The organism is Rhodanobacter sp. UC4438_H5, from assembly GCF_052978405.1.
Genome location: NZ_CM129672.1, coordinates 2,532,860 through 2,545,299 on the forward strand (window position 1 = coordinate 2,532,860; position 12,440 = coordinate 2,545,299).

The window sequence follows — 12,440 nt, forward strand, 5'->3', positions numbered from 1 at the left end:
TTGAAGCGGCGACGCATGTATACCCAATGCCCCGAATGCCTGTCCGTGTTTTCGCTGGATGCACAGACACTGGCGAAGGCTCACGGTCACGTGGTGTGCGGGCATTGCAACGCCAGCTTCGGCAGCCTGGCCACGCTCACCGAGCAATTGCCGCCCGAGCCGTTCGTCGAACTGGCCGTCAACGAGCCCGCGCTGGAACCGCCGCTGCTGGACCTGGTGGTCTATCGGCCGCAACCCGAGCCGGTGGTGGTGGCGACCGAACAGCCGGCCAGCGCGCCGCCCGAGGATTTTTCGCAACTGGTGTTCACGCCGCGCTTCGCCCGCCAGTCGCGCGGCCGCGCGGGCAAGCGCACGCGCGGGAAAGCCCATCGCCTGCGCGCCGCCTCGGGCGAGCGCAACTGGCCGTGGATACTTGCCTGCGGCGTGCTGACACTGCTGTTGCTCGCGCAACTGGGGTGGGCCAAGCGCGACGCCCTGATCCGCGATCCCACCGTAGGCGGCTGGTTGCGCAGCAGTTGTGCCGTGCTGCACTGCCGGCTGCCGCTGGTGGCCGCGCCGGCACGCCTGCGCCTGCTCGCCAGCAACGTGCAGGCGCACCCCAGCGTGCCGAACGCGCTGATGATCAGCGCCAGCGTGCGCAACGACGCCAGCTTCGCGCAGCCCTATCCGGTGGTGACGGTGACGCTGTCCGACGCGCAAGGCCAGCGACTGGCCATGCGCCGGCTGCAGCCGACGGAGTACCTCGACGACCCTGCGACCTTGCGTCGCGGCCTGGCGCCCGGTGCCGTGGCGGTGTTGCTGCTGGAGGTCAAGGACCCCGGCGACCAGGCCGTCGCGTTCGAGTTCGGCTTCGAGTGAAGCGTGCAGCGCCCCATGGGCAACGACGCCTCGGCTGAACGGATCAGGGTCTCCCGCGCTTGTCGAGGGACTTAAAATCGACCGCGCACAAGGGTAGACTCAAGCGCTCGCACCGAGTGCCCGCCGGCACTCGATCCATGCTGCGAATGCACCAACCGACACCAGAGAACGCAGCGGCCCTCGCAGCCGCCGCACCGCATGCGAGGGAAAGTATCCGTGAATGCCGCCAGACTGCCTGCCGCCGAGGCTGCCGTATCGACCTCGTCGCAAGCTGCGCTTGCGCACGGCTCCGGCAGCGCACTGAGTGAGTGCGTCAGCCGCACGGTGCGACGCTATCTGGCCGACATCGGCGACACCGAATGTGCCGAGGGCCTGCACGCGCTGGTGCTGCACGAAGTCGAAGTGCCGCTGCTGCGCGAGGTGCTGGCCTTCCACGGCGGCAACCAGAGCCGCGCCGCCGTGGCGCTGGGCATCAATCGCGCCACGCTGCGCAAGAAGCTGGCGGCGCACGGGTTGCTTTGAGGCCGCTGACGCGGGATGGGGGATTGGCAACAACCCAGATCACCGCCCGGCCCGCCACTGCAACCACGAATTTTCCATCCCTGATCCCGGAGCCATCATGTCCGTCCCTGCCGTCGTTCCCGTTCGCCGCGCGCTGCTCAGCGTTTCCGACAAGACGGGGTTGGTCGAGTTGGCGCGGCGGCTGGCGGCGAAGGGGGTGGAACTGCTTTCCACCGGCGGCTCGGCGCGCACGCTGCGCGAGGCGGGCATCGCGGTTACCGAGGTCAGCGACGTCACCGGCTTCCCCGAGATCATGGACGGCCGCGTGAAGACGCTGCACCCGAAGGTGCACGGCGCACTGCTCGGCCGGCGCGGCACCGACGATGCGGTGATGGCCGAACTCGGCATCGCGCCGATCGACCTGCTGGTGCTGAACCTCTACCCGTTCGAGGCCACGGTGGCAAAGCCCGACTGCACGCTGGAGCAGGCGATCGAGAACATCGACATCGGCGGTCCGGCGATGCTGCGCTCGGCGGCGAAGAACTGGAACGACGTGGCCGTGCTGACCTCGCCCGCGCAGTACGACGCGGCGCTGGAGGAGATCGAGGCGCAAGGCGGCCTGACTCGCGCGACGCGCTTCAAGCTGGCGGTGGCCGCGTTCAACGACGTGTCCAGCTATGACGGCGCGATCAGCGATTACCTGTCCGCGCTGCAACTCAACGACGCCCAGGACGCCATCGCCGGCCACGACATGTTCCCCGGCCAGGTCAACGGCCGCTTCGTCAAACTGATGGACCTGCGCTACGGCGAGAACCCGCACCAGAGCGCCGCGTTCTACCGCGACCTGTATCCGGCGCCGGGCACGCTGGCCACCTTCCGCCAGCTGCAGGGCAAGGAGTTGTCGTTCAACAACATCGCCGACGCCGACGCCGCGTGGGAATGCGTGCGCAGCTTCGTCAAGCCGGCCTGCGTGATCGTCAAGCACGCCAACCCCTGCGGCGTGGCGGTGAGCCTGGACGGCATCGGCAAGGCGTATGATCTGGCCTTCCAGACCGATCCCACCTCGGCCTTCGGCGGCATCATCGCGTTCAACCGCGAAGTCGACGGCGCTACCGCGAAGGCGATCGTCGAGCGCCAGTTCGTCGAGGTGGTGCTGGCGCCGGCCTACGCGGATGACGCGCTGAAGGCATTCCACAAGAAAGGCAACGTGCGCGTGCTGGTGATCCCGCTGCCGACGCACGGCGAACTGCGTGATGCCCACCCCGGCATGCACTCCAAGCGCGTCGGTTCGGGCCTGCTGCTGCAGAGCGCCGACACCGGCATGATCACCGCGGCGGACCTGAAAGTGGTCACCTGCAAGGCGCCCACCGAAGCGCAGATCCACGACCTCATCTTCGCCTGGAAGGTGGCCAAGTTCGTCAAGTCCAACGCCATCGTCTATGCGAAGAATCGCCAGACCATCGGCGTCGGTGCCGGCCAGATGAGCCGCGTCTACAGTGCGAAGATCGCCGGCATCAAGGCCGCCGACGAGAAGCTCGAAGTGCGCGGCTCGGTGATGGCCAGCGACGCGTTCTTTCCGTTCCGCGACGGCATCGACGCGGCGGCCGAGGCGGGCATCGCCGCGGTGATCCAGCCCGGCGGCTCGATGCGCGATGGCGAAGTGATCGCCGCCGCCGACGAACACGACATCGCGATGGTGTTCACCGGCATGCGCCATTTCCGCCACTGAGCGCACGTCCCGCAGGAGCCCGCTCGCGGGCGATGCTTTTCCCGGGGATTCGCAAAGGCAGGAGCATAGCCCGCGAGCGGGCTCCTGCACGTCGCGTAGTAATGTCACGCCGCAGCATCGGATATCCCGCTGCGGAGGCTGCCATGCGCTACGAACTGTATTACTGGAGCGGCATCCAGGGCCGCGGTGAATTCGTGCGGTTGGCGCTGGAGGATGCCGGCGCCGATTACGTCGACGTGGCGCGCGAGGAAGGCGACGATGCCATCGTGCGCTACCTCGACGGCGCGCACGAAGGCGCGTTGCCGTTCGCGCCGCCGTTTCTCAAGGCCGGTCGGCTGGTGATCGCGCAGACCGCGAACATCCTGCAATACCTGGGCCCGCCACTGTCGCTGCTGCCGCAAGGCACCAGCGTGCGGCGCTACGCCCACCAGCTGCAATTGACCATCGCCGACCTCGTGGCAGAAGTGCACGACGCGCACCACCCCATCGCCAGCGGCCTTTACTACGAAGACCAGCGCGAGGAAGCCCGCCGCAGGGCCGGCGACCTGCGCACGCAGCGGCTGCCGAAGTTTCTCCACTACTTCGAGCAGGTGCTGGAGCGCGGCGGTGGCCGCCACGCCCTGCGCCGGCACTCCTGCGTCGACCTGTCGCTGTTCCAGCTGATGAGCGGCCTGAACTATGCGTTTCCCCGCACGATGCAACGCCTGCACGCCGGCCTGCCGTTGCTGCACGCGCTGCACGCCAACGTGACCCAGCGCCCGCGTATCGCGGCCTACCTGGCGTCCACGCGGCGCGTACCGTTCAATGAAAGCGGCATCTTCCGCCACTACCCGGAGCTGGACGACCCGGCCTGAGCGGCCGCGCCGTCATCGAGGTTCAGCGACTGCTGCTGGAAGCCGGCGCGCCGGTGTCGTCGGACGACTCGGCCGGCGGGCGGCTCTTGCCCCATTCCAGCACCTTGTACAGCGCGGGCGTGGCGCGTCGCTGGCCGTGTTCGTCCACCAGCCGGCCCTGCGGGTCGACCATGTAGGTCTGCTGCAGGCCGTGCCTGGGCGTGACCACCACCATGTAGACGCGACCGTTGCGGCTGTATTCCTGCACCGTGTTTTCGCCCTGCTGACGGATCTGCACTTCGGGCTCGTCGGCGGGACGGCCCATGCGGCTGTCGCCGCTCTTCATCGCCGGCAGGGTGAGCGGACGCAGATCGGGTTTCGGCGCGCTCGCGGGCGGTGCCGCGGACGTGGCCGGCGGCGGGTTTGCCTGCACGCCGGGATCGTTCATGCCGGGCGGCGGCAAGGCCGGACCGGGGGCGGCCGTCTGGGCGTGCACTGCCGCGGCGAACAGCGCGGTCGACAGCAAGGTGGCGACAACAACCGGCACGGCAGGGATTTTCATGGTGGCAACCTCGATGGGGAGGGCAGCATAGCAGCGCACCCGCGGCGCTTCCGTGAAACGCGACATTTCGCCGTGCATGCGAGAATCGCGCCCATGCCCAAGCTCATCCTCATCGACGGTTCGTCCTATCTCTACCGCGCGTTCCACGCGCTGCCGCCGCTCTCCAACGCGCGCGGCGAGCCCACCGGTGCGCTGTTCGGCGTGGTCAACATGCTGCGCGCCACGCTGAAGGCAAAGCCCGATTACCTGGCCTTCGTCAGCGACGCGCCCGGGCCGACCTTCCGCGATGCGTTGTACGACCAGTACAAGGCGAACCGGCCGCCGATGCCGGACGACCTGCGCGCGCAGGTTGCGCCGATGCTGGCCATCGTCGCTGCGCTGGGCTTTCCGATCCTGCGCGTGGACGGCGTCGAGGCCGACGACGTGATCGGCACGCTGGCGGTGCAGGCGCGCGCGCTCGGCATCGAGGTGGAAGTGTCCACCAGCGACAAGGACATGGCGCAGCTGGTCGGACCGCAGGTCACCCTGGTCAACACCATGACCGGCACGGTGATGGACGATGCCGGCGTGATGGCCAAGTTCGGCGTGCGGCCGGACCAGATCATCGACTTTCTCACGCTCACCGGCGACGCCATCGACAACATTCCCGGCGTGCCCAAGTGCGGGCCCAAGACCGCCGCCAAATGGCTGGCCGAGTTCGATTCGCTGGATGGCGTGATGGCCAATGCCGACAAGGTCGGCGGCAAGATCGGCGAGAGCCTGCGCGCCACGCTGCCGCAACTGCCGCTGTCGCGCGAACTGGTGACGATCAAGACCGACGTGGCACTGGAGTTCGGCCCCACCGACCTGGCGCAGCGCGAGCCCGATGTCGAACAGTTGCGCGAGCTGTACACGCGCTACGAGTTCAAGGCGGCGTTGAAGGAGCTGGATGGAACGGCGGAACCTGCAGGAGCGCACCCCGTGCGCGAAGCTCTTCCGGCGCGGGACGAAGGGCATCGCGCACAGGGTGCGCTCCTGCAAGGGCCGGGCGAATACGAACTGGTCATCACCCGGCCGGCCTTCGATGCGTGGCTGGAAAAGCTTCGCAGCGCCGAACTGATCGCCTTCGATACGGAAACCACCAGCATCGACGCGATGCGTGCGGACATCGTCGGCATCAGTTTCGCGGTGGAGCCGGGCAAGGCCTGCTACATCCCGCTCGGCCACGACTATCCGGGCGCGCCGCCGCAGCTCGATCGTGGCGAGGTGCTGCGCGCGCTCAAGCCGATCTTCGAGGATGCCGCGCGGCCCAAGCTCGGCCAGCACGCGAAGTACGACATCAACATCCTGTCGCATTACGGCATCACGGTGCAGGGCGTGAAGCATGATTCGATGCTGGAATCCTACGTGTGGAACGCCACCGCCACACGCCACGACATGGATTCGCTGGCGAAGAAATACCTCGGCTACGAGACCGTGAAATACGAGCAGGTCGCCGGCAAGGGGGCCAAGCAGATTTCCTTCTCGCAGGTGGACCTGGACACTGCCTGCCGCTACGCCGCCGAGGATGCCGACATCACCCTGCGCCTGCACCATGCGCTATGGCCCAGGCTGCAGGGCGTGCCCTCGCTGCAACGCGTGTACGAGGAGATCGAGATTCCGCTGGTGCCGGTGCTGGCCGGGATGGAGCGCCGCGGCGTCCTGATCGACGGCGACGCGCTGCGCGCGCAGAGCCAGCAGCTGGGCAAGCGCATGCTGGAGCTGCAGCAGCAATCGCACGCGCTGGCCGGGCGTGAGTTCAATCTCGATTCACCCAGGCAGCTGCAGGCGGTGCTGTTCGACGAACTGGGCCTGGAAGCGAAACTCAAGACGCCGACCGGCCAGCCCTCGACCAACGAGGAAGCGCTGGAGGCGATTGCCGAGACGCACGAACTGCCGCGGTTGATCCTGGACTACCGCGGCCTGGCCAAGCTGCGCAGCACCTACACCGACAAGCTGTCCGGCATCGTCAACCCGCGCACCGGCCGCGTGCACACCAGCTACCACCAGGGCTCGGTGGCGACCGGGCGGATCTCCTCCTCCGACCCCAACCTGCAGAACATCCCGGTGCGCACCGAGGAAGGCCGGCGCATCCGCCAGGCGTTCATCGCGCCGCCGGGGTGGAAGGTGATGGCGGCGGACTACTCGCAGATCGAACTGCGCATCATGGCCCACCTGTCCGGCGACGAAGGCCTGCTGCGCGCGTTCCACTCCGGTGGCGACGTGCATCGCGCCACCGCGGCCGAAGTGTTCGGCGTGGCGCCGGAAGACATCACCACCAACCAGCGCCGCGCGGCCAAGGCGATCAATTTCGGCCTGATGTACGGCATGAGCGCGTTCGGCCTGGCCCGCCAGCTCGGCGTGGACCGCGGCGAGGCCAGCGACTACATGGGCCGCTATTTCTCGCGCTACCCCGGCGTGCGCGCTTTCATGGAAGCCACCCGCGAGCGGGCCCACCGCGACGGCTACGTGGAGACCCTGTTCGGCCGCCGGCTGTACCTGGAAAACCTCACCGCACGCAACGCCGGCCTGCGCCAGGGCGCCGAACGCGCCGCGGTGAACGCGCCGATGCAGGGCACCGCGGCGGACATCATCAAGCGCGCGATGATCACCGTGGCGGCGTGGCTGGCCGAACGCGACGACGCCCACATGCTGATGCAGGTGCACGACGAACTGGTGTTCGAGGTGCGCGCCGACGCCGTCGAGGAGGTCCGCCGCGCGGTGTCGGAGCGGATGTCCGGTGCGGCGGAACTGTCCGTGCCGCTGCTGGTCGATGTCGGCGTGGGCGCCAACTGGGACGAGGCACACTGACGCCGGCCGGAGGTTAATTTTCCATGAGAATGAATCGCAGTTGAATTTCTGCGCGAGCCTTGCAACTTTCCCGGCGCGGCCGCATCTAATCCTTCGGATGCACGCAACGGCATCCGCGGCCAGCCCACCTCCCTGGGCGGCCACAGTCGCGAACCTCTCCCCTGGGTTTTCGCGTCTGCCCCGGCCCCGAAGGTTCCCCCTAACCTTCGGGGCCTTTTTTTGCCTCACCGGCGTGTACATTCCGTGCACGAACGATTGCGGCATACTCGATCCACCATCATCACGGGGAATACCATGCGTGCAGGCTTGATCGTCATTGGCATCATTCTCGTCGCCGCGGGCATCTGGGTGGTCGCCGGACATGCCTTCTACCAGGACACCGACACGCTGGTGCAGGTCGGCTCGGCCAAGCTCACCGCCACGCACGACAAGGGCGTGCCGCAGTGGATCGGCATCGTCGGGATCGTCGTCGGCGGCCTGCTCGCCCTCGGCGGCTTCATGCAGAAGCGCTGAAGCGCATCGACCCGCCAACGAAAACCGCCGCGCTTCGCGGCGGTTTTCGTTGGCGGCCACTACAATGGGCGAGATGGATGTCTCGTACCTGATCGATCCGCTGAACGAAGCCCAGCGCGAAGCCGTCTGCGCCCCACCCGGGCACTACCTCGTGCTGGCCGGAGCCGGCTCCGGCAAGACCCGCGTGCTGACCCACCGCATCGGCTGGCTGATGCAGGCCGAAGGCGTGCCGCCGTGGGCAATCCTCGCCGTCACCTTCACCAACAAGGCCGCCGGCGAAATGCGCGCGCGGCTGGCCTCGCTGATCCCCGGTGGCACCCAGGGGCTGACCGTTGGCACCTTCCACGGCATCGCCCACCGCCTGTTGCGCCGGCACTGGCGCGAGGCGGGCCTCCCCGAGACGTTCCAGATCCTGGATTCCGACGACCAGCAGCGGCTGGTCAAGCGCGTGGTGGCCGGGCTGGGGCTGGACGAGGCGAAGTTCCCGCCGCGCCAGGCCTGCTGGCAGATCAACCAGTGGAAGGACGAGGGCAAGCGGCCGGACAGCATCGAGCATCGCGACCACCCGGTAACGCGCGCTTTCGTCAACATCTACACGGCCTATGAGGAAGCCTGTCGTCGCGCCGGCCTGGTGGACTTCGCCGAACTGCTGCTGCGCGCGCACGAACTGTGGCTGAAAAACCCCGCCGTGCTGGAGCACTACCAGCAACGCTGGCGCCATCTGCTGATCGACGAGTTCCAGGACACCAACACGCTGCAGTATGCGTGGGTGCGCGTCCTGTCGGGTGCGAACCAAGGAATCGGGAATAGGGAATCGGGAATAGGGAGAGCTGACGGCGCCGCGGCGACCGGGGATGCTCCTATTCCCTATTCCCCATTCCCTATTCCCGCGAAAACCGGTCAGGTTTTCGCAGTAGGCGACGACGACCAGTCCATCTACGGCTGGCGCGGTGCCAAGGTCGAGAACATGCAGCAGTTCCTGCGCGATTTTCCCGGTGCGCGCACGATCAAGCTGGAACAGAACTACCGCTCCACCTCGACCATCCTGCAGGCGGCCAACCACATCATCCAGCGCAACGGCAGCCGCCTCGGCAAGCAGCTGTGGACGGCCGGCGAGGACGGCGAGCGCATCGCGCTGTATGCCGCCTACAACGAGCAGGACGAGGCGCGCTTCGTGGTCGAGCGCATCCGCGAGTACATCGACGAGCACGGCAGTGCGCAGGATTGCGCGATCCTCTATCGCTCCAACGCACAGTCGCGCAACTTCGAGGAGCAGCTCGTCCAGCGCCGCATCGGCTATCGCGTCTACGGCGGCCAGCGCTTCTTCGACCGCGCCGAAGTGAAGGACGCGCTGGCCTACCTGCGCCTCAGCGCCAACCGCCACGACGATGCCGCGTTCGAGCGCGCGGTGAACACCCCGCCGCGCGGCATCGGCGAGCGCACGCTCGACGTGCTGCGCCGGCGCGCGCGGCGCGACAACGTCTCGATGTGGGAAGCGGCGCTGATCGAACTGGGCAGCGGCAACGAGCTGGCCGGCCGCGCGAAGAATGCGGTGAAGGCATTCCTGGCCTTGATCGACCAGATGGCGCACGACTCTCAGGGTACGAGATCACCGGAAGGCGCCGCTCCGCCCGTACCCTCACCCCCGGCCCCTCTCCCGGAGGGAGAGGGGAACCATTCCCTGTCCCTGGCCGAACAGATCGACCATGCCATCACCCACACCGGCCTGCGCGACTATTACGAGAAGGACAGCCGCGGCAACGCCGAGGCGCGGGTGGAGAACCTGGACGAGCTGATCAATGTGGCCAGCCGCTTCGAGCGCTCGGCGGAGGATATCGACGCGGGCCTGAGCGAGCTCAACGCGTTCCTCTCCAACGCCGCGCTGGAGGCCGGCGAAAGCCAGGGTGCCGAAGGCGAGGACTGCGTGCAGCTGATGACCCTGCATTCGGCCAAGGGGCTGGAGTTTCCGGTGGTGTTCCTGGTCGGCATGGAAGAAGGCCTGTTCCCCAGCCAGCGCTCGGTGAACGACGAGGGCCGGCTGGAGGAAGAGCGCCGGCTCGCCTACGTCGGCATCACCCGTGCGCGCCAGCGGCTGATCGTCAGCCACGCCGAGTCGCGTCGCATGCACGGTGCCGAGATGCTGACCCGCCCGTCGCGCTTCCTCGCCGAAATGCCGCCCGAACTGATCGACGAAGTGCGCCCGCGCGTGCACGTGACCCGGCCGCTGTACACCGGTCGCGCGCGCGAGACGTCGCCCTCCCTGGACGAGTCGCTGCCGGTGAAACTCGGCCAGCGCGTGAGCCATCCCAGCTTCGGCGAAGGCGTGGTGCTCAGCGCCGAGGGCAGCGGCGCGCACACCCGCCTGCAGGTCAACTTCGAAGGGGTGGGCAGCAAGTGGCTGGTGGCGGCCTACGCCAATCTCACCGCGCTGTAACCGCGTACGGGGCAGGAGCCGCAAGGCAAGCCGCGCGATGCAATTGCCGCGGCGGCATGCCACTATCTGCAGCGGGGCCGCGTCCGCGAGCATTCACGGGGGATACTCGGATGGCCGCCCGCAGCCAGGGAAATCCATGTCCAGTTCGCAAGGCGTGAGCCGCCGGATCGGCGGCAAGGGAAGGAACTTCGCGCGGTGGGCGCTGTGCATCGGCATCGGTTGGGGCGGCTTCACCGGCAGCCACGCCGCGACGCTCGATCCGGCCATGCTGCCCCGCATCGAAGCGGCCACGTTCGAGGTCGTGCAGGCCAAGCCCGTCGACGATCCGCTGAGTTACGAGAAGCCGTTGCCGCTGGACCTGCTGCCGTTCCAGGAACGCACCGACAAGTACCACTCGATCGGCACGGCGTTCGCGATCGGCCCCAACCGCTATGTCACCGCCGGCCACGTGCTGCTGGCCGGCGCGGGCAGCCTGTGGGGCGCACCTGAATTGCGCGATTCGCAAGGCCATGTCTACGCCATCGACAAGATCGAGCAGTACTCGCTGCGCAAGGACTTCGTGGTGTTCTCGCTGGCCTCGCCGCCGTCGGTCAAGCCGCTGCCGGTGGACACCCGACCGGCACTGAACCAGGTCGTGTATGCGGTGGGCAACGCGCTGGGCACCGGCATCGTGATCCGCGACGGCCTGTACACCTCCAACACGCCGGAACAGCAGGACGGCAGCTGGAACTGGATGCGCTTTTCCGCCGCCGCCTCACCGGGCAACAGCGGCGGCCCGCTGCTGGACAGGAACGGCAAGCTCATCGGCGTGGTGCTGGCGAAATCGGCGAACGAGAACCTCAACTACGCGCTGCCGATCAGCGAGGTGCTGAACGCCCCGGCGCACCAGGCGATCATCGACTCGCGCCTGGTCTATCAGCTGGACATCTTCCAGGCCGTCGAGAACGGCACGTTCAAGGCGCAGTTCGCGCTGCCGCTGGGCCTGGACGCGTTCTACCGCGCCTTCCTCGATCGCGCGAACGCCAACGCCGACACAATGCTGAAAACCCTGCTCGCCAGGGAATCCGCCAATCTGTTTCCCGATGGCCCGGGCTCGCTGCGCCTGCTGCACCAGCGCACCAAGCTCAACGCGTTCCCGTCGTTGATCATGCGCGGTGCGGAAGGCGAATGGAGCCGCGTGGGCGAGGCTTCCAGTCATTACACGCTGAGCGGCAACGGCTACGTGGACGCCGGCGCGATCGGTCGCAACGGCCTGTTTCATCTGCGCCGCCCCGACGGTTTCGACGCGGAAACCTATTACCGCGATGCACGTGCGCGCATGGACCTGCTGGCGCAGACCGGCATGTTCCGGCGCGCGGTGGCCGGCGAGAACATCAAGATCACCTCCTTCGGCAAGCCCGTGCAGGAATCGGTGCACGAGGATCGCTGGGGCCGGCCGTGGCATGTGTCGGTATGGGCGTTGCCATATGCCAACGCGCTGGGCGTGGTGTATTCGCTGCCGGTGCCTGACGGCAGCGTGATGCTGACCCGGATGACGTCGCCGGCAAGCCTGCACGACACCCGGCTGGACATGGACCAGCTCAGCGGCTTCATCCACGCGACCTACGAGGGCACGCTTGCGCAGTGGACCGGCTACCTGAAGAACGCGAAGCTGAAACCGGCCGTCTTCAAGGACATCCGCATCGACTTCGACTACGGCCACCGCTTCAGTTATGCGTCGCCGCGGGTGGCTTTCTCCTACGGCCCCGAGGTGCAGGAGATCACCCCCGACAACATGCTGTGGCTTGGCTTCCGCTTCTTTCTTTCCGACGGCAAGCCGGTATGGGACGTGGGCATCGTCAATGTGTGGAAGGACTCCACCTCCGACAACCAGGAAAACGTCGACATCCAGCGCTACATGGCACCGCCACCGAACCTGGACAAGGACATGAGCAGCCGCTGGCAGCAACTGGTGCAGCGCCAGTTTCCGTTCAACGCGGTGGCGCGCCCCGAGAACGGCCTGATGAAGATCGACGCCGTCGCCACGCCAGCGCCGGGCGACGGCAAACCGTCGGTGCTGTACACCGCTTTCTACGGCGTCGCCGGCACTTCTTCGCAGGCCCGCATGAAACACCAGCTCGACCTGCTGATGAAGAACCTGCGCATCAAGGAACGCTGAGGCTGCCCGCGCGCGTCGCGCGG

The 12,440-nt window shown here is 67.5% G+C and carries 9 protein-coding genes; 8 read left to right on the forward strand and 1 reads right to left on the reverse strand.

Annotated features, from left to right (window positions below; translation table 11 throughout):
• The first annotated feature begins 15 nt into the window (after positions 1–15).
• The 4 genes from ACVCL9_RS11795 (at position 16) to ACVCL9_RS11810 (ending at position 3,942) form a co-directional block, all read left to right on the forward strand.
• Entirely contained in the window at positions 16–858 is an 843-nt protein-coding gene (locus tag ACVCL9_RS11795; RefSeq protein WP_395120299.1) for a zinc-ribbon and DUF3426 domain-containing protein, read from the forward strand.
• Positions 859–1,074: 216 nt separating this feature from the next.
• On the forward strand, positions 1,075–1,380 hold the full coding sequence (locus ACVCL9_RS11800; RefSeq protein ID WP_395120301.1) for a helix-turn-helix domain-containing protein: 306 nt from the start codon (positions 1,075–1,077) through the stop codon (positions 1,378–1,380).
• Positions 1,381–1,477: 97 nt separating this feature from the next.
• Positions 1,478–3,088 (forward strand): bifunctional phosphoribosylaminoimidazolecarboxamide formyltransferase/IMP cyclohydrolase, encoded by a 1,611-nt coding sequence (gene purH / locus ACVCL9_RS11805; protein ID WP_447097984.1) that lies wholly within the window; start codon positions 1,478–1,480, stop codon positions 3,086–3,088.
• Between the two features lie 143 nt (positions 3,089–3,231).
• Positions 3,232–3,942, forward strand: a complete 711-nt coding sequence (locus ACVCL9_RS11810; RefSeq protein ID WP_395120303.1) for a glutathione S-transferase — start codon at positions 3,232–3,234, stop codon at positions 3,940–3,942.
• Positions 3,943–3,964: 22 nt separating this feature from the next.
• On the opposite strand, the gene ACVCL9_RS11815 is transcribed toward ACVCL9_RS11810, so the two are convergent.
• Complete coding sequence (locus ACVCL9_RS11815) at positions 3,965–4,483, reverse strand: DUF2782 domain-containing protein (RefSeq protein ID WP_447097983.1); 519 nt, start codon at positions 4,481–4,483, stop codon at positions 3,965–3,967.
• A 93-nt stretch (positions 4,484–4,576) separates the two neighbouring features.
• Between ACVCL9_RS11815 and polA the strand changes: the two genes are divergently transcribed.
• The 4 genes from polA (at position 4,577) to ACVCL9_RS11835 (ending at position 12,417) form a co-directional block, all read left to right on the forward strand.
• Positions 4,577–7,312: a DNA polymerase I gene (gene polA, locus ACVCL9_RS11820; protein ID WP_447097982.1), complete on the forward strand. Its 2,736-nt coding sequence runs from the start codon at positions 4,577–4,579 to the stop codon at positions 7,310–7,312.
• A gap of 294 nt (positions 7,313–7,606) precedes the next feature.
• Positions 7,607–7,825, forward strand: a complete 219-nt coding sequence (locus ACVCL9_RS11825; protein ID WP_395120306.1) for a hypothetical protein — start codon at positions 7,607–7,609, stop codon at positions 7,823–7,825.
• A gap of 73 nt (positions 7,826–7,898) precedes the next feature.
• Positions 7,899–10,259, forward strand: a complete 2,361-nt coding sequence (locus ACVCL9_RS11830; RefSeq protein WP_447097981.1) for a 3'-5' exonuclease — start codon at positions 7,899–7,901, stop codon at positions 10,257–10,259.
• 136 nt (positions 10,260–10,395) lie between these two features.
• The gene (locus tag ACVCL9_RS11835; RefSeq protein WP_447097980.1) at positions 10,396–12,417 is read left to right on the forward strand and encodes a trypsin-like peptidase domain-containing protein; all 2,022 of its coding nucleotides are present in this window, start codon (positions 10,396–10,398) and stop codon (positions 12,415–12,417) included.
• Positions 12,418–12,440: the final 23 nt, after the last annotated feature.